Raw genomic sequence first — 21,408 nt, forward strand, 5'->3', positions numbered from 1 at the left:
CGTCTGTCGGTTCTGTAAGATCGACTCCCCCTTTTCCTGTCTCTGTGAGCTCTACACCTTGCTGCAAAATATTCGTGTTGTTCTGGTCAATACCAGCCACCCCGGCAATATCGGCGGCGCTGCGCGAGCCATGAAAAACATGGGCTTGTCGCGCCTGGTGCTGGTCCAGCCACTGGATTTCCCCGCGGTGGACGCCACCGCCCGCGCATCGGGCGCCGATGACGTGCTGGAAAATGCCCAAGTGGTCGATAGCCTCGAAGAGGCACTGGTCGGCTGTAGTCTGGCGATCGGCACCAGTGCCCGCGACCGCAGCATTCCTTGGCCCTTGCTCGACCCCCGCGAATGCGGTGCAAAGACCGTCGAGCAGGCGCGGGCTGGTGAGGAAATCGCCCTGGTGTTCGGTCGTGAGCACGCCGGTCTGACCAACGAAGAGCTGCAGCGATGTCACTTCCACGTGCACATTCCCTCGAACCCCGACTTCAGTTCGCTGAACCTTGCCGCCGCGGTCCAGGTGCTCGCCTACGAGGTGCGCATGGCTTGGCTGGCGGCACAAGGTTCGCCAACCAAGGTCGAGAAGTTCGAAGCCAACTCGCTGCGTAGCGGTGAGCTGGCGACCATGGACGAAATGGAGCTGTTCTACGAACACCTGGAGAAGACCCTGGTGGAAATCGGCTTCCTCGACCCTGAAAAGCCCAAGCATCTGATGCCGCGACTGCGCAGGCTCTATGGGCGCAGCTCGGTCAATCGTTCGGAAATGAGCATTTTGCGCGGCATTCTCACCGAGACCCAGAAAGTCGCCCGGGGCGAGCCGCATAAACGGAAGGACTAGAAAGAGATGTTCGAGCGTCTGCGTGAAGATATCCAGAGCGTATTCCATCGGGACCCGGCGGCGCGCAACGCCTTCGAGGTGCTGACCTGCTACCCGGGCATGCATGCAATCTGGCTGCACCGCCTGGGCCACGCCTTGTGGATTCGTGACTTCAAGTGGCTGGCGCGCCTGGTGTCGAACTTCGGTCGCTGGCTCACCGGCATCGAGATCCATCCGGGAGCGACCATCGGACGGCGCTTCTTCATCGACCATGGCATGGGCATCGTCATCGGCGAAACCGCCGAAATTGGCGACGACGTCACCCTCTACCAGGGCGTGACCCTCGGCGGCACCAGCTGGAACAAGGGTAAGCGCCATCCGACCCTCGAGAATGGCGTGGTGGTGGGGGCGGGCGCCAAGGTGCTTGGTCCGTTCACCGTCGGGGCCGGGGCCAAGATAGGCTCCAACGCCGTGGTCACCAAGGCAGTGCCTGCGGGTGCCACAGCGGTCGGCATTCCGGGGCGTATCATCGTCAAGACCGAGGACACCGAGGTCGAAGCCAAGCGCAAGGCCATGGCTGAAAAAATCGGTTTCGATGCCTATGGCGTCAGTGGCGATATGCCTGACCCAGTTGCCCGTGCGATCGGTCAGATGCTCGATCATCTGCAAGCGGTCGACGAGCGGCTGGAAGGTATGTGCGGGGCGCTGACCAAACTCGGTAGCGATTATTGCGGCAAGGAGCTGCCTGCGCTGCCCGAGGAAGACTTCGTCGAAGTCAAGCAAGCCGCACAGAGCGACACTCAGCCGCATTGATTACGGCGCCATGACACACGGGGCGTGTGCTCGCGCCCCTGGTCTGTTAAACTCGCGCCCGCCTCCCTGATGCAAACCCGACTAAAGCAGTAGGTCTAATAGTTGACTTAAATGCTCGGGAATCGCATACTCGCTCACATCCTGTAACTCCCGTGGTACCCATTAGCCATGCGACTGACTACCAAAGGCCGATATGCCGTGACCGCCATGCTCGATCTGGCGTTGCACGCGCAGCATGGGCCGGTGTCTTTGGCCGACATTTCCGAGCGCCAGGGCATTTCCCTCTCTTATCTGGAGCAGCTGTTCGCCAAGTTGCGCCGCAGCAGCCTGGTTTCCAGCGTGCGCGGCCCGGGTGGCGGCTACCAGCTGTCGCGGGGCATGGAAACCATCCAGGTGGCCCAGGTCATCGATGCGGTCAACGAATCGGTCGATGCCACCCGTTGCCAGGGCCTGGGGGACTGTCACGCCGGTGACACCTGTCTGACCCATCACCTGTGGTGCGACCTCAGCCAGCAGATCCATGAATTCCTTAGCGGTATCAGCCTGGCCGACCTCGTCATGCGCCGCGAGGTGCAGGAAGTCGCCCACCGCCAGGACCTGCGACGCGTCGCGGGCCGTACCGCCCAGCTGGACAAGATTGAGACGTCCGCCGTCGACTGATAGCAGCGACGAGCGACGCCACCGCCTGATAGGAGATACTCAATGAAGTTGCCGATCTACCTCGATTACTCCGCGACCACTCCGGTCGATCCCCGTGTCGCCCAGAAGATGGCCGACTGCCTGCTGGTCGACGGGAACTTCGGTAATCCGGCCTCGCGCTCCCACGTCTTCGGCTGGAAGGCCGAGGAAGCGGTCGAGAACGGCCGTCGCCAAGTCGCCGAGCTGATCAACGCCGACCCGCGCGAGATCGTCTGGACCAGCGGTGCCACCGAGTCCGACAACCTCGCCCTCAAAGGCGTGGCGCACTTCTATCAGACCAAGGGCAAGCACATCATCACCTCCAAGATCGAGCACAAAGCGGTCCTGGATACCGCTCGCCAGCTCGAGCGTGAAGGTTTCGAAGTCACGTACCTGGAGCCGGGTGAAGACGGCATCGTCACCCCGGCCATGGTCGAGGCTGCACTGCGCGAAGACACCATCCTGGTCTCGCTGATGCACGTGAACAACGAAGTCGGCTCGATCAACGACATCGCCGCCATCGGTGAGCTGACCCGCTCGCGTGGTGTGCTGTTCCATGTCGACGCCGCGCAGTCGGCCGGCAAGGTCGAGATCGACCTGCAGAAGCTCAAGGTCGACCTGATGTCGTTCTCGGCGCACAAGGTCTATGGTCCGAAGGGCATCGGCGCGCTGTACGTCAGCCGCAAACCACGTGTACGCCTGGAAGCCATCATCCATGGTGGTGGTCATGAGCGCGGCATGCGTTCAGGCACCCTGCCGACCCACCAGATCGTCGGCATGGGCGAGGCCTTCGCCATCGCCAAGCAGGAAATGGCCGCCGAGAACGCGCGCATCAAGGCCCTGAGCGACCGCTTCTTCGAGCAGGTATCCAACCTCGAAGAGCTGTACGTCAACGGCAGCCGCACTGCCCGCGTGCCGCACAACCTGAACCTGAGCTTCAACTACGTTGAAGGCGAATCGCTGCTGATGTCGCTCAAGGACATCGCCGTATCGTCCGGTTCGGCCTGTACCTCCGCTTCGCTCGAGCCGTCCTATGTGCTGCGCGCCCTGGGGCGCAACGACGAACTGGCGCACAGCTCGATCCGCTTCTCCTTCGGCCGCTTCACCACCGAGGAAGAAGTCGACTACGCCGCGCAGAAAGTCTGCGAGGCCGTGAACAAACTGCGTGAGCTGTCGCCGCTGTGGGACATGTACAAAGACGGCGTTGACATCTCCAAGATCGAGTGGGCCGCCCACTAAGCAGTCGCCAGCAAGAGCGGCTCCCTGATGAGGAAGGAATTGCACCATGGCATACAGTGAAAAGGTCATCGACCACTACGAAAACCCACGCAACGTCGGCAAGATGAACGCCGATGATCCGGATGTCGGTACCGGCATGGTCGGCGCGCCGGCTTGCGGCGACGTCATGCGCCTGCAGATCAAGGTCAACGAGCAAGGCGTCATCGAAGACGCCAAGTTCAAGACCTACGGTTGTGGCTCGGCCATCGCCTCCAGCTCCCTGGCCACTGAGTGGATGAAGGGCAAGACTCTGGACGAAGCCGAGACCATCAAGAACACCCAGCTGGCCGAAGAACTGGCGTTGCCGCCGGTGAAGATCCACTGTTCGGTACTTGCCGAGGACGCCATCAAGGCGGCCGTGCGCGATTACAAGCAGAAGAAAGGCTTGCTCTAAGTCGCCTGTCGCAAGGCCACTGACGTTGAGGAAAGAGTTCCGATGGCTATCAGCATGACAGAAGCCGCCGCCAACCACGTGCGGCGTTCCCTCGAAGGGCGCGGCAAGGGCGAAGGCATCCGCCTGGGCGTGCGCACCACCGGCTGCTCGGGCCTGGCTTACGTCCTGGAGTTCGTTGATGAGCTGGCCGCCGAAGACCAAGTGTTCGAGAACCATGGCGTGAAGGTCATCATCGACCCGAAGAGCCTGGTGTACCTCGATGGCACCGAGCTGGACTTCGTCAAGGAAGGGTTGAACGAAGGCTTCAAGTTCAACAACCCCAACGTGCGCGGTGAGTGTGGCTGCGGCGAAAGCTTCAATGTCTGAGGCTTGACGTGGGTACTCCTTGCCATTTCGCTCTGTTTGACCTCCAGCCTGGTTTCCGTCTGGACCTCGATAAACTGGCCAATCGCTATCGCGAGCTGGCCCGTGAGGTCCATCCGGACCGTTTCGCCGATGCCTCCGAGCGTGAGCAGCGCGTGGCGCTGGAAAAATCGGCGGCACTGAACGACGCCTACCAGACTCTGCGCAGCGCACCGCGCCGTGCCCGTTACCTGCTGGCCATCAGTGGCCATGAAGTGCCCCAGGAAGTCACCGTGCACGATCCGGACTTCCTCCTGCAGCAGATGCAGTGGCGCGAAGAACTCGAAGAGCTGCAGGACGAAGCCGATCTGGAAGGTGTGGCGGTGTTCAAGAAGCGCCTGAAGGCTGCGCAGGAGACGTTGAACGAGGACTTCGCCGCCTGCTGGGACGTGGCTGGCGAGCGTGACAGGGCCGAGCGCCTGATGCGCCGCATGCAGTTCCTCGACAAGCTCGCCCAGGAAGTGCGCCAACTCGAAGAGCGCCTCGACGATTAACTCCGGCGTTGCCCGTGACGACGCCTAAGGTACTCAGATAAGCATGGCCCTACTGCAGATCGCCGAACCCGGTCAAAGCCCTCAGCCTCACCAGCGTCGCCTGGCGGTGGGGATTGACCTGGGCACCACCAACTCCTTGGTCGCTGCCGTGCGCAGTGGTCGCAGCGAACCCCTGCCCGATGAGCAGGGCAACGTCATTTTGCCGTCCGCGGTGCGCTACCTCGACGGCCGCAGCGAAGTCGGCCTGGCTGCGCGCGAAGCCGCTTCAAGCGACCCGCTCAACACCATTCTTTCGGTCAAGCGCCTGATGGGGCGTGGCTTGGCCGACGTCAAGCAATTGGGTGAGCAACTGCCGTACCGCTTCGTCGGCGGCGAGTCGCATATGCCGTTCATCGACACTGTCCAGGGGCCCAAGAGCCCGGTGGAAGTGTCTGCAGACATTCTCAAGGTATTGCGCCAGCGCGCCGAGCAGACCCTCGGTGGTGAGCTGGTGGGGGCTGTGATCACCGTTCCGGCCTATTTCGACGATGCCCAGCGCCAAGCCACCAAGGACGCTGCGCGCCTGGCCGGTCTTAACGTCTTGCGCCTGCTCAACGAGCCTACCGCAGCTGCCGTGGCCTATGGCCTGGACCAGAACGCCGAAGGGCTGGTGGCCATCTATGACCTGGGTGGTGGCACCTTCGATATTTCCATCCTGCGCCTGACCGGTGGTGTCTTCGAAGTCCTCGCCACTGGCGGCGACACGGCCTTGGGTGGCGACGATTTCGACCATGCCATCGCCGGCTGGATCATCGAACAGGCCGGTCTTTCGTCCGACCTTGACCCATCTGCCCAGCGCCAGCTGTTGCAGGCTGCCTGTGCTGCCAAAGAAGCCCTGACCGACGCCGATGTCGTCAGCGTGCGTCATGGCGACTGGCACGGAGAGTTGAGCCGTGCCGGTTTCGAAGCGCTGATCGAACCGCTCATTGCCCGTAGCCTCAAGGCCTGCCGCCGCGCCGTGCGCGACAGTGGCGTTGAGCTCGAGGAGGTCGGTGCGGTGGTGATGGTCGGTGGATCGACCCGCGTACCTCGCGTTCGCGAGGCGGTGGGTGGCCTGTTCGGCCGTACTCCGCTGACTTCGATCGATCCGGACCAAGTGGTTGCCATCGGTGCTGCCATCCAGGCCGATACGCTGGCCGGCAACCGTCGTGAAGGCGGCGAACTGCTCTTGCTGGACGTCATCCCGCTGTCCCTGGGCCTGGAAACCATGGGCGGGCTGATGGAGAAGGTGATCCCGCGCAACACGACCATTCCGGTGGCTCGCGCGCAGGAGTTCACCACCTACAAGGATGGCCAGTCGGCCATGATGATCCACGTCCTGCAGGGCGAGCGCGAGCTGATCAGCGATTGCCGTTCGCTGGCGCGCTTCGAGCTGCGCGGCATCCCGGCCATGGTGGCGGGCGCGGCGAAGATCCGCGTCACCTTCCAGGTGGATGCCGATGGCCTGCTCAGCGTCTCGGCCCGTGAGCTGGGTTCGGGCGTTGAGTCCAGTATCCAGGTCAAGCCGTCTTATGGGCTGACCGACGGCGAAATCGCCCGCATGCTCAAGGATTCCTTCGAGCATGCCGGTTCCGACAAGCAGGCGCGCCAGTTGCGCGAGCATCAGGTCGACGCTGAACGCCTGCTCGAAGCGGTGCAGGGCGCCTTGGATGCCGATGGCGATCGACTGCTCAGCAGCGACGAGCGCGAAGCGATCGAGTACCAGATGCAAGAATTGCGTGATTTGCTCAGCGGCACCGATGGCGCGGCCATCGAGCAGCAGACCAAGCGTCTGTCGCAGGTGACCGATGCATTTGCCGCCCGTCGCCTTGATTCGACGGTCAAAGCCGCACTGGCCGGGCGCAACCTGAATGAGATCGAGGAGTAACCGATGCCCCAGGTGATTTTCCTGCCGCACGAGAAGTTCTGCCCGGATGGGCTGGTGGTGGAGGTGGAGCCAGGCACCAATATCCTGGAGTTGGCTCACGAGCACCACATCGAAATGGAGAGCGCCTGCGGTGGCGTTTGTGCCTGCACCACCTGTCATTGCATCGTCCGCGAGGGTTTCGACTCGCTGGAGGAAGCCGATGAGCTGGAAGAGGATATGCTGGACAAGGCCTGGGGTCTGGAGGCGCAATCGCGTCTGGCCTGCCAGGTGATCGTCGGGGAAGAAGACCTGACCATCGAGATTCCCAAGTATTCGCTCAACCACGCCGCCGAAGCGCCGCACTGAGGTTTCAGCATGAGCCTGAAATGGATTGATGTACTTGAGATCGCCATCCAGCTTGCGGAAAGCAAGCCGGACGTCGATCCTCGTTATGTGAATTTCGTCGATCTGCACCGCTGGGTGCTGGCTTTGCCAGAGTTCAGCGACGATCCGTCACGCGGCGGTGAGAAGGTGCTCGAGGCCATCCAGGCGGCCTGGATCGAAGAAGCCGACTGAGCGTTACCTGCAGGTTAGGCAATCCCCTGGAACCCGCGTATAATTCGCGGGTTTAATTTTTCGCAACACTCAATTTTCTGGAGTTATCCATGGCTGTTCAACGTACTTTCTCCATCATCAAGCCTGACGCCGTCGCCAAGAACGTCATCGGCGAAATCACCACTCGTTTCGAGAAAGCCGGCCTGCGTGTCGTCGCTTCGAAAATGAAGCAACTGTCCAAAGCCGAAGCCGAAGGCTTCTACGCTGAGCACAAAGAGCGCGGTTTCTTCGCTGATCTGGTTGCCTTCATGACCTCTGGTCCAGTCATCGTTCAGGTTCTGGAAGGCGAAAACGCCGTTCTGGCCAACCGTGAGCTGATGGGCGCTACCAACCCGAAAGAAGCTGCTGCCGGCACCATCCGCGCCGACTTCGCCGTTTCCATCGACGAGAACGCTGTCCACGGTTCCGACTCGGAAGCTTCGGCTGCCCGCGAAATCGCTTACTTCTTCTCCGCTACCGAGCTGTGCGACCGCATTCGCTAAGCGAAGCAGGTCTTGGGTGATTCCATGAGTGACATGACTGGCAAGATCAACCTGTTGGGCCTGACCCTGCAGGAAATGGAAAAATTCTTCGAGTCCATCGGAGAGAAGCGTTTTCGTGCCGGTCAGGTCATGAAATGGATTCACCACTTTGGCGTCGATGATTTCGCTGCCATGACCAATGTCGGCAAGGCCTTGCGCGAAAAGCTCGAGGCCGTTGCCGAGATTCGGGCTCCGGAAGTGGTCAGCGAAGACATTTCCGCCGACGGTACCCGCAAGTGGGTGGTCCGCGTTGCCTCCGGCAGCTGCGTCGAGACCGTCTACATTCCCACCGACGATCGCGGCACCCTCTGCGTTTCGTCCCAAGCCGGCTGCGCGCTGGATTGCAGTTTCTGCTCCACCGGCAAGCAAGGCTTCAACAGCAACCTCACTGCCGCCGAAGTGATCGGCCAGGTGTGGCTTGCCAACAAATCCTTCGGGACCGTCCCGGCCAAGATCGACCGCGCCATTACCAACGTGGTCATGATGGGCATGGGCGAACCGCTTTTGAATTTCGACAATGTCATCGCCGCCATGAAGATCATGATGGATGATCTGGGCTATGGCATTTCCAAGCGCCGCGTCACGCTTTCCACCTCGGGCGTGGTGCCGATGATCGACGAGCTGGCCAAGCACATCGATGTGTCCCTGGCCCTGTCGCTGCACGCGCCCAATGACGAACTGCGCAACCAACTGGTACCGATCAACAAGAAGTACCCGCTGAAGATGCTGCTCGAATCGTGCATGGGCTACATGTCGACCCTGGGCGGCAAGCGTGTGCTCACCATCGAGTACACCCTGCTCAAGGACGTCAACGACCAGCCCGAGCATGCCGCCCAGATGATCGAGCTGCTGCGCGATGTGCCGTGCAAGATCAACCTGATCCCGTTCAACCCGTTCCCGCATTCGGGCTACGAGCGGCCGAGCAACAATGCCATCCGCCGCTTCCAGGATCTGCTGCACCACGGTGGCTTCAATGTCACCACCCGCACTACCCGCGGCGAAGACATCGATGCCGCCTGTGGTCAACTGGTCGGCCAGGTCATGGATCGCACCCGTCGCAGCGAGCGCTACATCGCCGTGCGCCAGTTGAGCGCCGATGCAGAGCGCCAAGACAACGCCCCGCGCCACTGACGGTACCCGCCCATGACCTTGCGCGCCGCGCTGTCGATCCTGTCGCTTTCGCTGCTGGCCGGCTGCGTGTCTGGTGGCGCAGGTGACCCTCTGGCCAGTCGCCAAGGGCGCGAAGAGGCCGGGCGGGCCTACGTGCAATTGGGCCTGGGTTATTTGCAACAAGGTTTGACCGGGCAGGCCAAGGCTCCATTGGTGCGAGCCTTGGCACTCAACGGCGGCGATGCCGATGCCCACGCCGCGCTGGCGCTGGTGTTCCAGGCCGAAGGCGAGCCAGAGCTGGCCGAAGCGCATTTCCGTAAGGCCCTGGCAGCGCGCCCGGGGGACACGCGTATTCGCAACAACTACGGCAGTTTCCTTTATGCTCAGGGGCAATTTGCCAAGGCCGAGCAGATGTTTCGCCAAGCCGCCGCCGATACCCTGTATCCTGAGCGCTCGCGAATCTACGAGAATCTTGGCCTGGTCGCCCTGAAGCTCGAGCGTCGGGACCGGGCGCATGAGTATCTGGTCAAAGCCCTGCAACTCAATCCGCAGCAACCGAAGGCGTTGCTCGAAATGGCTGAGTTGTCCTATGAAAACAGGCATTATGTGCCGGCCCGGGACTACTACGATCGTTTCAGCCAGCTGAACGACCCGAGCGCCCGTAGCCTGTTGCTGGGTAGCCGCCTTGCCCAGGCATTCGACGAGCCTGGCACGGTGGCCGAACTGGGCCAGCAATTACAACGACTTTATCCCGGTACGCCGGAATATCAGCAATACCTGTCGGAGCAACGATGAAAGCCGCGCACCCCGAAGTAGCAGCAGCGACTCGCCAGAATCCCGGTGAGGTCTTGCGCCAGGCCCGCGAGAATCGGGAATGGTCGCAAGCCGAGGTGGCCCGCAAGCTCAACCTCACGGTAAGTTCGTTGAACAACCTTGAAAACGGCGCCTTCGACAAGCTGCCGGGGCACACCTTCGCCCGCGGATACATCCGTGCCTATGCCAAGCTGATGGGCATGGACCAGGCGCCTCTGGTCGAGGCATTCGATCACTACACCGGCACTCATGCCAAGGGCAGCGAGGTCCATTCCCTGGGCCGGATCGAAGAGCCGGTGCGTCTGTCGCACAACATCCTGCGCGGCGTCAGCCTGCTGTTGCTGGTGGTCGTAGTCGGTGGTGGCTTCTTCTGGTGGCAGGACCAGAGCAGCCTGCGCGGCAAGGACCTGGCCAAGATCGCCCTGGAGCATGTCGAGGTCGAAAGCGCCGACGGCACCACCCAGATCCACCCGCTGGACGAGCCGGAAGACCAGGCTGTCACCGAAGGCCAGCAACCGGAAGCCTCACCGCTGCCGCTTGAGCAGGCCACCGAGGGCTCTACGCCTGAGGCGGTCATCAGCAGCGAAGCGCCGGCAAGCACGACCGAAACCCCTGCAGTCACGCCAGCGCCTCAGGCCCCAGCCGCAGCCCCAGCCGCCAACGCGCCTGTGGCACCTGCTGCTGCGCCTGTGGTGCCCGCCGCAGCTCCGTCGGCACCGGCCGCTCCTACCAATGCACCGCTCACGGCCGCTACGACCCCGTCCGAAGCGCCGGTGGGCAGCGCCAAGGTTCAAATCCAGTTCACCGCCGATTGCTGGACCCAGGTCACCGACGGCAACGGCAAGGTGCTGTTCAGCGCCATCAAACGCAAGGGCGACAGCCTCGACCTGAGCGGCAAACCGCCGTTCTCGGTACGCCTGGGCTTTGCCCGTGGCGCCCAGGTCAGTTACAACGGCCAGCCGGTCGACGTAGCTCCGTTCACCAGTGGCGAGACCGCTCGCCTGAAGTTGGGACAGTAACCATGCACGGCGAATCTCCGATCAAACGTCGCGAATCCCGGAAGATCTGGGTCGGCAATGTACCCGTGGGCGGCGATGCCCCCATCGCGGTGCAGAGCATGACCAACACCGACACCAATGACGTCGCTGCCACGGTCGCGCAGATCCAGCGCCTGGTCGATGCCGGCGTCGACATCGTTCGCGTTTCGGTACCGGACATGGACGCCGCCGAGGCGTTCGGCCGCATCAAGCAGCAGGTCAGCGTGCCGCTCGTCGCCGACATCCACTTCGACTATCGCATTGCGTTGCGTGTGGCCGAACTGGGCGTCGACTGTCTGCGCATCAACCCGGGCAACATCGGTCGCGAGGACCGCGTGCGTGCGGTGGTCGACGCCGCCCGTGACCGTGGTATCCCCATCCGTATCGGCGTCAACGCCGGTTCCCTGGAGAAGGACCTGCAGAAGAAATACGGCGAACCGACCCCGGCAGCGCTGGTCGAGTCGGCACTGCGCCATGTCGAGCACCTTGATCGCCTGGACTTCCAGGACTTCAAGGTCAGCGTCAAAGCGTCCGATGTGTTCATGGCCGTGGAGGCCTACCGCTTGCTGGCCAAGCAGATCGTCCAGCCGCTGCACCTGGGCATCACCGAAGCCGGTGGCCTGCGTTCGGGGACGGTGAAATCCGCTGTCGGCCTCGGTATGCTGCTGGCCGAAGGCATTGGCGATACCATCCGCATTTCCCTGGCCGCCGATCCGGTCGAGGAAGTGAAGGTCGGCTACGACATCCTCAAGTCGCTGCACCTGCGTTCGCGTGGTATCAACTTCATCGCCTGCCCGAGCTGCTCGCGCCAGAACTTCGATGTGGTCAAGACCATGAACGAGTTGGAAGGGCGCCTGGAAGACCTGCTGGTACCGCTTGACGTGGCCGTAATCGGCTGCGTGGTCAACGGCCCGGGTGAAGCCAAGGAGTCCCATGTAGGCCTGACCGGCGGCACGCCGAACCTGGTCTACATCGACGGCAAACCGTCGCAGAAGCTGACCAATGACAACCTGGTCGATGAGCTGGAAAAACTCATCCGCCAGAAAGCGGCCGAAAAGGCCGAGGCCGACGCGGCGCTGATCGCCCGCGGCTGATTCCCAGATTCGTAAGGACTTTTCGTGAGCAAATCGCTGCAAGCCATCCGTGGCATGAACGACATCCTGCCCGACCAGTCGCCCCTGTGGCGCTACTTCGAAGGTACCGTGGCCGGCCTGCTGGACACCTATGGCTACAGCCAGATCCGCACGCCGATCGTCGAATTCACCGAGCTGTTCAAGCGCTCGATCGGTGAAGTCACCGATATCGTCGAAAAAGAGATGTACACCTTCGAGGACCGCAACGGCGATTCGCTCACCTTGCGTCCTGAAGGCACTGCCGCCTGCGTGCGCGCCGTCCTCGAGCACGGCATCACCGGCAACGGCCAGGTGCAGAAGCTGTGGTACGTGGGCCAGATGTTCCGCCATGAGCGCCCGCAAAAGGGCCGCTACCGCCAGTTTCACCAGATCGGTGTCGAGGTGTTCAACCTCGAAGGGCCGGACGTCGATGCCGAGCTGATCATGCTGACCTGGCGCCTGTGGGGCCTGCTGGGCATCCAGGACGCGGTCAAGCTCGAACTCAACAGCCTGGGCACCAGCGAGGCCCGTGCCCGCTACCGCGAAGCGCTGGTCGAATTCCTGTCGGCACGTCTCGAGCAACTGGATGAAGACAGCCAGCGTCGCCTCAAGAGCAACCCGCTGCGTATCCTCGATAGCAAGGACCAGGGTACCCAGGCGGTGCTGGTCGGTGCGCCAAAGCTCGAAGACTACCTGGACGAAGCGTCCCGCGTGCACTTCGAGGGCCTCAAGGCTCGCCTGGACGCCGCCGGCATTCCGTTCGTGATCAACACCAAGCTGGTCCGCGGGCTGGACTACTACAGCAAGACCGTGTTCGAGTGGGTCACCGACAAGCTCGGCGCCCAGGGCACTGTCTGTGCCGGTGGCCGCTATGATGGGCTGGTCGAGCAGATGGGCGGCAAGCCGACCCCGGGCGTTGGTTTCGCCATGGGCATCGAGCGTCTGATCCTGCTGCTGGAGACCCTGGGCAAGGTGCCCGAATCCATTAGCCGTCAGATCGACGTCTACCTGTGCGCCTTTGGCGAGCAGGCGGAGCTGGCCGGCCTGCGTCTTTCCGAGGCCCTGCGCGATCGCCTGCCGGGTCTGCGCCTGGCGGTCAACGCCGGTGGCGGCAGCTTCAAGAGCCAGTTCAAGAAGGCCGACAAGAGCGGGGCGCTGTTCGCCCTGATCCTCGGTGATGACGAACTGGCGCAGCAAATGATTGGATTCAAGCCCCTGCGTGGCCAGGGCGAACAACAGAACATTGCCTGGGATGCTCTGGCCGAGCATCTGCAAGCCGCTGTCGCGCAGGCGTGACAGGGTCAAACAGCCGAATTGCTGAAAAGGAGTATTGGGGTGTCGAGTACCGATGATGAAGGCCTGGCCGCAGCCAAGGACTGGTGGAACCGCAACGGCAAGCCGCTGCTGACCGGTGCCCTGCTGGCCGGCGTGGTGGTTATGGGCTGGCAGACCTGGCACAAGTACCAGAACAACCAGTCGCAAGGCGCCTCGGCCCTGTACCAGGCCCTGCTGGAAACCAGCCTGACGCCAAGCGGTCAGCCAGACGCAACCAAGGTTGCGGAACTGTCCGGCAAGCTCAAGAGCGAGTTCGGTGGCTCGGCCTATGCCCAGTACGGCAGCCTGTTCGTGGCCAAGGTCGCGGTCGACAGCGGCAAGCTTGACGACGCTGCCGCCGAGCTTAAAAGCGTGATGGAAAAGCCGGCCGATGCCACCTTGGGTGAGATCGCACGTCAGCGTCTGGCCCGTGTGCTCGCCGCCCAGGACAAAGCCGAAGAAGCCCTCAAGCTGCTCGACGGTGATGCCGACAAGGCCTTCCTGGCCAGCCGCGAAGAACTCAAGGGCGATTTGCTGGTTCAGCTGGGGCGAGCCGACGATGCCCATAGCGCCTATGAAAAAGCCAAGGCTGCGTTGTCCGATGACGCTGCGGTCGGTGGCTTGCAACTGAAGCTGGATGACCTGGCCAAAGGGGACGCCTGACGTGATCGGTTGGAAACAAGCAGCAGTGCTCACCCTGGCCGTGCTGGCCGCAGGTTGCAGCAGCAACAGCAAGAAGGAACTGCCTCCGGCCGAGCTGACCAAGTTCACCGAGGAAGTGGTGCTCAAGAAGCAGTGGAGCCGCTCGATCGGCGACGGCCAGGGTGAGACGTACAACACCTTGGTTCCGGCCATCGAGAACGACCGCATCTATGCCTCCGACGTCAACGGTCGGGTCATGGCCCTGAACCGCATCGACGGCGACGTGGTGTGGAAGAAGGACTTGGACCTGTCGGTCTCCGGCGCAGTCGGCGTGGGTTACGGTCTGGTCATGCTCGGCACCCTCAAGGGCGAAGTCATTGCCCTGGATGCCAGCACCGGCGAAGAGCGCTGGCGTTCTCGGGTGACCAGCGAAGTGCTGGCGCCGCCTGCCAACAACGGTGACGTGGTAGTGGTGCAGACCCAGGACGACCGTTTGATCGGCCTCGACGCTGCCACCGGTGACCGCCTGTGGATCTATGAGAACACTCCGGCGGTACTGACCCTGCGCGGCACCGGCGCACCGGTGGTGACCAACCGCCTGGCCGTGGCCGGCCTGTCCACCGGCAAGGTGGTCGCGGTGGATGTGCGCAACGGCGTGCCGGTGTGGGAGAGCCGCGTGGCCATTCCGCAGGGCCGTTCCGAGCTCGACCGCGTGGTGGACATCGACGGCGGCCTGCTGCTGTCCGGCGGCACCCTGTACGTGAGCACCTACCAGGGCCGCGTTGCGGGCCTGGACCTGGAAACCGGACGTGTGCTGTGGCAGCGCGATGCCTCCAGCTACGTCGGTGTCGCCCAGGGCTTCGGCAACGTCTATGTCAGCGAAGCGTCGGGCACCGTGGAAAGCGTCGATGAGCGCTCGTCCAGCGCCCTGTGGACCAACGACTCCATGGCACGCCGTCAGCTGTCAGCGCCGGAGGTGTTCTCCAGCTACGTGGCCGTAGGTGATTTCGAGGGCTACCTGCACCTGCTCAGCCAGGTCGATGGTCGCTTCGTGGGTCGCGAGCGGATCGACAGCGATGGCCTGCGCGCCCGTCCCCTGGTGGTCGGCGACACCATCTATGTCTTCGGCAACAGCGGCAAACTCGAGGCACTGACCATCCGCTGAAGCTAAGCTTGAGGCCGGATACGGCCTCGAGCCGCGGCGCTTGATGCGCCGCACGAACTCCGGCCGCTGCCTTGCAGCGGCCTTTGCATTTTCAAGAATTCAAGAGTGGAGAGCCGCATGGTTCCCGTAATCGCCCTGGTGGGACGGCCGAACGTCGGCAAATCCACCATGTTCAACCGCCTGACCAAGACCCGCGATGCCATCGTCGGTGACCTGTCGGGCCTGACCCGTGACCGCCAATATGGTGATGCCACCTGGCAGGGTCGTTCCTACATCCTGATCGACACCGGTGGTATCACCGGTGACGAAGTGGGCATGGACGAGAAGATGGCCGAGCAGTCGCTGATGGCCATCGAAGAAGCCGACTATGTGTTGTTCCTGGTGGATGCCCGCGCCGGTATGACCGCCGCTGACCAGATGATCGCCGAGCACCTGCGCAAGCGAAACAAAGAGGCAATCCTGGTCGCCAACAAGATCGACAACATCGATGCGGACGTTGCCCGCGCCGAGTTCTCGCCACTGGGCATGGGTAATGCCATCCCGGTCGCCGGCTCCCAAGGGCGTGGCATCAACGCCTTGATGGAAGCCGTGCTGGGCCACATTCCGCGCGACAAGGTCGAGGAAGCCCTCGACGAAGACGTTGCCGAAGGTGAAGAAGCCGCACGCATCCCGGGGCCGAGCGAGAAGGATGGCATCAAGATCGCCATTATCGGTCGTCCCAACGTCGGCAAATCGACCTTGGTCAACCGTATGTTGGGCGAAGAGCGCGTGGTGGTCTACGACCAGCCGGGCACTACCCGGGACAGTATTTACATCCCGTTCGAGCGTGACGACGAGAAGTACACCTTCATCGACACCGCCGGGGTGCGCAAGCGCGGCAAGATCCACGAGGAAGTCGAGAAGTTCTCGGTGGTCAAGACGCTGCAGGCGATCAAGGACGCCAACGTGGTGATCTTTGTCATGGATGCCCGTGAAGGCGTGGTCGATCATGACCTGAACCTGCTGGGCTTCGCTCTGGAAGCGGGTCGTGCCATCGTCATCGCCCTGAACAAGTGGGACGGCATGGAGCCGAGCGAGCGCGAATACGTGAAGACGGAGCTCGAGCGCCGGCTATTCTTCGTCGACTTCGCCGACATCCACTTCATCTCTGCGCTGCACGGCACCGGTGTGGGCCATCTGTACAAATCCGTGCAGGCTGCGTTCAAGTCGGCAGTCACCCGCTGGCCGACCAGCCGCCTGACCCAGATCCTCGAGGACGCCATCAGCGAGCACCAGCCGCCAATGGTCAACGGTCGTCGCATCAAGCTGCGTTATGCCCACCTCGGCGGCGCGAACCCGCCGCTGATCGTGATCCACGGCAACCAGACCGACAAGATCCCGCGGTCGTACTCGCGTTACCTGGAAAACACCTACCGCCGGGTGCTCAAGCTGGTCGGCACGCCGATCCGTATCGAGTACAAGGGCAGCGACAACCCGTTCGAGGGCAAGAAGAACACCCTCACCGATCGTCAGGTCAACAAGAAGCGCCGCCTGATGTCGCACCACAAGAAAGCCGAGAAGAAGCGCAAGGACAAGCGCAAGTAAGCGGCGAGCTTCAAGCTTCAAGCCTCAAGAGAGAGCAGTGCACCGAGTCCGCTCTTTCTTGCCGCTTGAAGCTTTTCGCGTGTGGCTTCGTCCTTTTTCCTGACCGCTCGATCCGCTATGCTCGGGCTCTACCCCGTGCCGTATGCAGTGTTCAGGAAAGAGGGCTTCATGATCCGCAGCAAATTGCCGAACGTCGGCACGACCATTTTCACCACCATGTCGCAGTTGGCCGTACAGACAGGTGCGCTCAACCTGTCCCAAGGCTTCCCAGACTTCGACGCGCCCCAGGCGCTGCTCGATGCCGTGTGCCGCCATGTCATGGCCGGCCATAACCAATACTCGCCGATGACCGGCCTGCCAGCCTTGCGCCAGCAAGTGGCGGCCAAGATCGCACGCCTGTATGGCGTGACGGTCGATGCCGATCAGGAAGTGACCATCACGCCAGGTGCCACCGAGGCGATCTTCTGTGCCATCCAGGCGGTGATCCAGGCGGGCGACGAGGTGATTGTCTTCGATCCGTCCTATGACAGCTACGAGCCGTCCGTTGAACTGGCCGGCGGACGCTGCGTGCACGTGCAACTGTGCGATGGCGAGTTCCGTATCGACTGGCAGAAGTTCAGCGATGCACTGACGCCGCGCACGCGCATGGTCATCCTGAATTCGCCACACAACCCCAGCGGCGCATTGATTAGCCGTGAGGACCTGGACCAGCTGGCACACTTGATCGAAGGTCGTGATATCTACCTGGTCAGCGACGAAGTGTACGAGCACTTGATCTATGACGGCGTGCGCCATGCCAGTGTATTGGCCCATGAGCAGCTCTACTCACGTGCATTCGTGATCAGCTCGTTCGGCAAGACCTATCACGTCACTGGCTGGAAGACCGGCTATGTGGTGGCGCCACCGGCGTTGAGCGTGGAGTTGCGCAAGGTCCACCAATACGTCAACTTCTGTGGTGTAACGCCCTTGCAGTGTGCCTTGGCCGACTACATGGCCGAGCACCCTGAACATCTGGATGAGTTGCCGGGCTTCTATCAGGCCAAGCGCGACCTGTTCTGCGACTTGCTGCAGGACTCGCGTTTCACCTTCACTCGTACCCCAGGTACTTACTTCCAGCTGGTGGATTATTCGCAGATACGCCCGGATCTGGGTGATGTCGAAATGTCGCTGTGGCTGACCCGTGAGCACGGCGTGGCGACCATTCCGGTTTCGGTGTTCTACCAGCAACCTATCCCCGAGCAACGCCTGGTGCGCCTGTGCTTTGCCAAACGTGAGGAGACGCTGCGTCAGGCGGCGGAAAAACTATGCGCGATCTGAGCCAACTGCCTAACCTGAAAGTCGCCCTGGTGCAGACAACCCTGGCCTGGCACGACCGCGAGGCCAACTATGCGCATTTCGAAGAGCTGTTGGCCCAGGTCGGCGAGGCGGATCTGGTGATCCTTCCCGAGATGTTCACCACTGGCTTCTCCATGGAGTCCGAAAGCCTCGCCGAGCCTGAGAATGGCCCCACCTACAAATGGCTGAAGGCTCAGGCCAAGAAGTTCGATACGGTGATCACCGGCAGCGTGATCATCCAGGCCGCCGATGGCAGCCACCGCAACCGCTTGCTGTGGGCGCGGCCCGATGGCGAGATCCTGCATTACGACAAGCGCCACCTGTTCCGCATGGCCGGCGAACACCGGCACTACACACCGGGCGAGCGCCAGGTGCAGTTCGAGCTCAAAGGTTGGCGCGTGCGTCCGCTGATCTGCTACGACCTGCGCTTCCCGGTGTGGAGCCGTGATGCCCAGGACACCGACCTTTTGCTTTATACCGCCAACTGGCCGGCCGCGCGCCGTCAGCACTGGAACCGTCTGTTGCCGGCGCGGGGGATCGAGAACCTGTGCTATGTGGCGGCAGTGAACCGTGTCGGCACCGACGGCAAGGGCTTTGCCTATTCAGGCGACAGCCAGGTGCTGGATTTCCAAGGGGAGAGCCTGCTCAGTGCCGGCGAAGCCGATGGGGTGTTCACCGTGGTGCTCCGGGCGGCGGAGCTGGCGGCGTATCGCGCACGTTTCCCGGCCAACCTGGATGCCGATACCTTCGAACTGCATTATTGAATCTTTCGCAGGTCAACCCGCTCCCACCAGTACTGCGCTGAGCCACAGGACAGCGCAATACCTGTAGGTGCGGGTTTGCTCAATCAATACACATCCCGCCGATACCGCCCATCCTCGATCAACTGCTGCACCATCTCGGCCCCGAGGATTCCATTGAGCGCTGCATCCACGCCAGCGGCCATCCCCTGCAAGCTGCCGCAGACATAGATACAAGCCCCCTCGGCCACCCAGCGCTTGAGCATCTCGGCCTGCTGCAACAGGACATCCTGCACATACACTTTCTCTGCCTGGTCCCGTGAAAACGCCAGGTCCAGTCGTTGCAGGTCGCCAGCGGTCAACCAGGCCTGAAGCTCGTTCCCGCACAGCAAGTCATGAGCGCGGTTGCGCTCGCCGAACAGCAACCAATTGCGTGTTTCGCCAGCGGCGATACGCGCCTTGAGCAGGCTGCGCAGGCCCGCAAGGCCTGTGCCGTTGCCGATCAGAATCATCGGCGCGGGTGCATCCGGCAGGCGGAAGCCGCTGTTGCGACGCAGGCGCAGGGTGACATTGCCCTGCAGCGGTAAGTATTCAGTCAGCCAGCCTGAGCCCAGGCCCAGGCTGCCGTCGGGGTGCAGTTCTTGACGAACGATCAGCTCCAGCATGCCGTCGCTGGCGATCGACGCGATGGAGTACTCCCGTGGGGTGATGGGAATCAAGGCATCGACCACTGCCTGGGCATGCAGACCCACCAGATGTTCCCGGCCCAGCGGCAACTGGCGGGTGGCCAGGGCCTTACCGAGAGGCTCGCACAGGCCGTCCAGTTGCACCGGGGTCGTCACGTCCAGCCCCAGGCCGGCGAGCAAGGCGTCAATGCGCGGTTGACCGTTGCGCGGCAGGACCTCTACCAGATCACCCGCTTCCCAGGTGTGGGGCTGGTCTGACTGCAGCGCCAGCAGATAGACCGGTGCGCCCTGGCTGCCTGGGTTCAGGCATTGGCGCTGGCGCAGGGTCCAGTTGGCGAACGACGGTGCTGGCCAGGCAGTCACCGGTTCGGCTCCGGTCAGTCGGGCGAGTGCCTGATGCCATTGCAGCAGGGCTGCCGGATCAGCGTTGTCCACTTCCACTGGGCTGAAGGCACGGGTGGCGCCGCGCTCGCCCAGCCAGGCCTGGAGTCTGCGGGCGAAGCCACAGAAGTGCGGGTACTGGCGATCGCCCAGCGCGAGCACGGCGTAGTTCAGGTGGTCCAGCGCCCACGGTTGGCCGAGCACCTTGCGCTCGAAGGCGCGGGCGCTGTCAGGGGCTTCGCCGTCGCCGAAGGTACTGACCACGAACAGCGCGCGACGGGCCTGTTGCAGGTCGGCTTGACCCAATTCGGCGAGCGCACGGACTTGCACCGGCAGACCGGCTGCTTGCAGTTGGCCGGCGCTCTGCCAGGCCAGCTGTTCGGCGAAACCGCTCTGGCTGGCGAAACCGATCAGCCAGTTGTCGCCACCGGCCTTGGCGGGGGTTACCGAGCTGCGGGCCGCCTGCACTTGGCGTTTCTTGCGTCGGCGATCGAGGTACAGCAGCCAGCCGGTGATGAAGAACAGCGGCATGGTCAGGCTGGCCACGGTGACGATGATCCGACCTGGCAGGCCGAAGTAGCTGCCCACGTGCAAGGCATAGACGCTTTGCAGCAACTGCGCTTTGAACGGTTTGTCGGCGTAGCGCTCGTGGTGTTTCACCTGGCCGGTGGCCGGGTCCAGCGTGAGGGTGTTGAAAGCGCGCTCGTGGTCGGCACCTTCGAGGAGGTAGAAGAGCGTCGCCGGTCGCCCTCCGGCAGGCGGCAGGCGCAGGTTGTAAGTCAAAAGGCCGGGGCCTGCGGCCTCCTTGAGGCTGGTCCAGATGGCGTCGTAGTCCACCACCAGAGGCGGTGCGTCCTTGTCGAGCTTCTGCGGGCCGTGGCGGCCACGACCCTCTCCACGATTTTGCTGCTGCCCGGCGGCGGGGGCGTCGGCCAATAGTTTGTTCAGGCCTTCGCGGTACCATTCGTAGGACCAGAACAAGCCCGTCAGGGCGAACAGCAGATAGAACAGCAGACACCAGGTCCCGGCGACGGCATGCAGGTCCCAATTGAAGGCACGGCCTTTCTTGGCCCACTCCAGCGTCAGCCATGCCCGCCAGTTCAACGCCTGACGTGGCCAGCGCAGATACAGGCCTGAGAGGCAGAAGAACACCAGCATCAGGGTGCAGGCACCGGTAATTTGGCGACCGGTGTCGCCCATGGCCAAGAAGCGATGCAGCTGCAGCATCAGATTGAAGAAGCCTTGCCCCGTGACGTCACCCTGGAACTGGCCGGTGTAGGGGTCGACATAGCGCATCTGGCCGCGGCGCTCACCGGGTGGCGGCTGGAAGAAAATGCGTGCAGCGTTGCCCTCACGGGTATCGACCCACAGCATCGAGACGGTGTCGCCCTGGGCCGCCTCGACCCGGCGCACCAGCTCGGCCGGCGGTAGCACGCCTTCCTGGCGTACCTGCACCTTGAGCACGTGCGGATTGAACAGGCGCAGCAGTTCTTCCTGGAACGAATAAACCGCCCCGGTGACGCCCATCAACGCCAGCACCAGACCGGCGGTGATGCCAAAGAACCAGTGCAATTGGAACAGCGACTTCTTCACCACATCAT

The 21,408-nt window shown here is 62.7% G+C and carries 22 protein-coding genes; 21 read left to right on the plus strand and 1 reads right to left on the minus strand.

The genetic code is table 11. The features are described from left to right. Positions 1-58 precede the first annotated feature (58 nt). The 21 genes from trmJ (at position 59) to AB1N67_RS04435 (ending at position 18,764) form a co-directional block, all read left to right on the plus strand. Positions 59-829 (plus strand): tRNA (cytosine(32)/uridine(32)-2'-O)-methyltransferase TrmJ, encoded by a 771-nt coding sequence (trmJ, locus tag AB1N67_RS04335; protein WP_197853161.1) that lies wholly within the window; start codon positions 59-61, stop codon positions 827-829. A 6-nt stretch (positions 830-835) separates the two neighbouring features. Further along, positions 836-1,621, plus strand: coding sequence for a serine O-acetyltransferase (gene cysE / locus AB1N67_RS04340; protein ID WP_043208082.1), 786 nt, complete (start codon positions 836-838; stop codon positions 1,619-1,621). A 168-nt stretch (positions 1,622-1,789) separates the two neighbouring features. Further along, positions 1,790-2,281, plus strand: a complete 492-nt coding sequence (gene iscR, locus AB1N67_RS04345) for a Fe-S cluster assembly transcriptional regulator IscR (RefSeq protein ID WP_043208084.1) — start codon at positions 1,790-1,792, stop codon at positions 2,279-2,281. A gap of 42 nt (positions 2,282-2,323) precedes the next feature. Continuing rightward, a complete protein-coding gene (locus AB1N67_RS04350; RefSeq protein ID WP_043208086.1) occupies positions 2,324-3,538 on the plus strand; it encodes an IscS subfamily cysteine desulfurase in 1,215 nt (404 codons plus the stop codon). 46 nt (positions 3,539-3,584) lie between these two features. Next, a complete protein-coding gene (gene iscU / locus AB1N67_RS04355) occupies positions 3,585-3,971 on the plus strand; it encodes a Fe-S cluster assembly scaffold IscU (protein ID WP_043208088.1) in 387 nt (128 codons plus the stop codon). Positions 3,972-4,013: 42 nt separating this feature from the next. Further along, complete coding sequence (gene iscA / locus AB1N67_RS04360) at positions 4,014-4,337, plus strand: iron-sulfur cluster assembly protein IscA (RefSeq protein WP_043208089.1); 324 nt, start codon at positions 4,014-4,016, stop codon at positions 4,335-4,337. Between the two features lie 8 nt (positions 4,338-4,345). After that, positions 4,346-4,867, plus strand: a complete 522-nt coding sequence (gene hscB, locus AB1N67_RS04365; protein WP_090345278.1) for a co-chaperone HscB — start codon at positions 4,346-4,348, stop codon at positions 4,865-4,867. A 43-nt stretch (positions 4,868-4,910) separates the two neighbouring features. After that, positions 4,911-6,773: a Fe-S protein assembly chaperone HscA gene (gene hscA, locus AB1N67_RS04370; RefSeq protein ID WP_043208093.1), complete on the plus strand. Its 1,863-nt coding sequence runs from the start codon at positions 4,911-4,913 to the stop codon at positions 6,771-6,773. Between the two features lie 3 nt (positions 6,774-6,776). Continuing rightward, a complete protein-coding gene (gene fdx, locus AB1N67_RS04375; RefSeq protein ID WP_043208095.1) occupies positions 6,777-7,118 on the plus strand; it encodes an ISC system 2Fe-2S type ferredoxin in 342 nt (113 codons plus the stop codon). 9 nt (positions 7,119-7,127) lie between these two features. Beyond that, positions 7,128-7,328 (plus strand): Fe-S cluster assembly protein IscX, encoded by a 201-nt coding sequence (gene iscX, locus AB1N67_RS04380; RefSeq protein ID WP_023382209.1) that lies wholly within the window; start codon positions 7,128-7,130, stop codon positions 7,326-7,328. A gap of 89 nt (positions 7,329-7,417) precedes the next feature. Further along, entirely contained in the window at positions 7,418-7,849 is a 432-nt protein-coding gene (gene ndk / locus AB1N67_RS04385) for a nucleoside-diphosphate kinase (protein WP_023382208.1), read from the plus strand. A gap of 24 nt (positions 7,850-7,873) precedes the next feature. Next, the gene (rlmN, locus tag AB1N67_RS04390; protein ID WP_043208097.1) at positions 7,874-9,019 is read left to right on the plus strand and encodes a 23S rRNA (adenine(2503)-C(2))-methyltransferase RlmN; all 1,146 of its coding nucleotides are present in this window, start codon (positions 7,874-7,876) and stop codon (positions 9,017-9,019) included. A gap of 12 nt (positions 9,020-9,031) precedes the next feature. Next, entirely contained in the window at positions 9,032-9,793 is a 762-nt protein-coding gene (gene pilW, locus AB1N67_RS04395) for a type IV pilus biogenesis/stability protein PilW (RefSeq protein ID WP_090345282.1), read from the plus strand. Beyond that, a complete protein-coding gene (locus tag AB1N67_RS04400; RefSeq protein ID WP_367863559.1) occupies positions 9,790-10,830 on the plus strand; it encodes a RodZ family helix-turn-helix domain-containing protein in 1,041 nt (346 codons plus the stop codon). The genes pilW and AB1N67_RS04400 overlap by 4 nt, the downstream gene beginning before the upstream one ends. Before the next feature lie 2 nt (positions 10,831-10,832). Then, positions 10,833-11,942: a flavodoxin-dependent (E)-4-hydroxy-3-methylbut-2-enyl-diphosphate synthase gene (gene ispG / locus AB1N67_RS04405; protein ID WP_043208105.1), complete on the plus strand. Its 1,110-nt coding sequence runs from the start codon at positions 10,833-10,835 to the stop codon at positions 11,940-11,942. A gap of 24 nt (positions 11,943-11,966) precedes the next feature. Continuing rightward, entirely contained in the window at positions 11,967-13,256 is a 1,290-nt protein-coding gene (hisS, locus tag AB1N67_RS04410; protein ID WP_043208106.1) for a histidine--tRNA ligase, read from the plus strand. A gap of 39 nt (positions 13,257-13,295) precedes the next feature. After that, positions 13,296-13,937: a tetratricopeptide repeat protein gene (locus tag AB1N67_RS04415; RefSeq protein WP_043208108.1), complete on the plus strand. Its 642-nt coding sequence runs from the start codon at positions 13,296-13,298 to the stop codon at positions 13,935-13,937. Between the two features lies 1 nt (position 13,938). Next, positions 13,939-15,081: an outer membrane protein assembly factor BamB gene (gene bamB, locus AB1N67_RS04420; RefSeq protein WP_070577057.1), complete on the plus strand. Its 1,143-nt coding sequence runs from the start codon at positions 13,939-13,941 to the stop codon at positions 15,079-15,081. 117 nt (positions 15,082-15,198) lie between these two features. Continuing rightward, positions 15,199-16,665 (plus strand): ribosome biogenesis GTPase Der, encoded by a 1,467-nt coding sequence (gene der / locus AB1N67_RS04425; protein ID WP_043208112.1) that lies wholly within the window; start codon positions 15,199-15,201, stop codon positions 16,663-16,665. A 168-nt stretch (positions 16,666-16,833) separates the two neighbouring features. Then, complete coding sequence (locus AB1N67_RS04430; RefSeq protein WP_102081240.1) at positions 16,834-17,982, plus strand: pyridoxal phosphate-dependent aminotransferase; 1,149 nt, start codon at positions 16,834-16,836, stop codon at positions 17,980-17,982. Further along, on the plus strand, positions 17,970-18,764 hold the full coding sequence (locus tag AB1N67_RS04435) for an amidohydrolase (protein ID WP_043208116.1): 795 nt from the start codon (positions 17,970-17,972) through the stop codon (positions 18,762-18,764). Before AB1N67_RS04430 ends, AB1N67_RS04435 begins: the two co-directional genes overlap by 13 nt. An 83-nt stretch (positions 18,765-18,847) precedes the next feature. Here the strand turns inward: AB1N67_RS04435 and AB1N67_RS04440 are convergent, their stop codons facing one another. Further along, positions 18,848-21,403, minus strand: a complete 2,556-nt coding sequence (locus tag AB1N67_RS04440) for a PepSY domain-containing protein (RefSeq protein ID WP_367863560.1) — start codon at positions 21,401-21,403, stop codon at positions 18,848-18,850. Positions 21,404-21,408: the final 5 nt, after the last annotated feature.

The organism is Pseudomonas guariconensis, from assembly GCF_040822035.1.
GTDB lineage: Bacteria > Pseudomonadota > Gammaproteobacteria > Pseudomonadales > Pseudomonadaceae > Aquipseudomonas > Aquipseudomonas guariconensis.

Coding starts and splice junctions, on each gene's coding strand:
- cysE (WP_043208082.1), top strand. CDS start 836: ATGTTCGAGCGTCTGCGTGAAGATATCCAGAGCGTATTCCATCGGGAC.
- iscR (WP_043208084.1), top strand. CDS start 1,790: ATGCGACTGACTACCAAAGGCCGATATGCCGTGACCGCCATGCTCGAT.
- AB1N67_RS04350 (WP_043208086.1), top strand. CDS start 2,324: ATGAAGTTGCCGATCTACCTCGATTACTCCGCGACCACTCCGGTCGAT.
- iscU (WP_043208088.1), top strand. CDS start 3,585: ATGGCATACAGTGAAAAGGTCATCGACCACTACGAAAACCCACGCAAC.
- iscA (WP_043208089.1), top strand. CDS start 4,014: ATGGCTATCAGCATGACAGAAGCCGCCGCCAACCACGTGCGGCGTTCC.
- hscA (WP_043208093.1), top strand. CDS start 4,911: ATGGCCCTACTGCAGATCGCCGAACCCGGTCAAAGCCCTCAGCCTCAC.
- fdx (WP_043208095.1), top strand. CDS start 6,777: ATGCCCCAGGTGATTTTCCTGCCGCACGAGAAGTTCTGCCCGGATGGG.
- iscX (WP_023382209.1), top strand. CDS start 7,128: ATGAGCCTGAAATGGATTGATGTACTTGAGATCGCCATCCAGCTTGCG.
- ndk (WP_023382208.1), top strand. CDS start 7,418: ATGGCTGTTCAACGTACTTTCTCCATCATCAAGCCTGACGCCGTCGCC.
- rlmN (WP_043208097.1), top strand. CDS start 7,874: ATGAGTGACATGACTGGCAAGATCAACCTGTTGGGCCTGACCCTGCAG.
- pilW (WP_090345282.1), top strand. CDS start 9,032: ATGACCTTGCGCGCCGCGCTGTCGATCCTGTCGCTTTCGCTGCTGGCC.
- AB1N67_RS04400 (WP_367863559.1), top strand. CDS start 9,790: ATGAAAGCCGCGCACCCCGAAGTAGCAGCAGCGACTCGCCAGAATCCC.
- ispG (WP_043208105.1), top strand. CDS start 10,833: ATGCACGGCGAATCTCCGATCAAACGTCGCGAATCCCGGAAGATCTGG.
- der (WP_043208112.1), top strand. CDS start 15,199: ATGGTTCCCGTAATCGCCCTGGTGGGACGGCCGAACGTCGGCAAATCC.
- AB1N67_RS04430 (WP_102081240.1), top strand. CDS start 16,834: ATGATCCGCAGCAAATTGCCGAACGTCGGCACGACCATTTTCACCACC.
- AB1N67_RS04435 (WP_043208116.1), top strand. CDS start 17,970: ATGCGCGATCTGAGCCAACTGCCTAACCTGAAAGTCGCCCTGGTGCAG.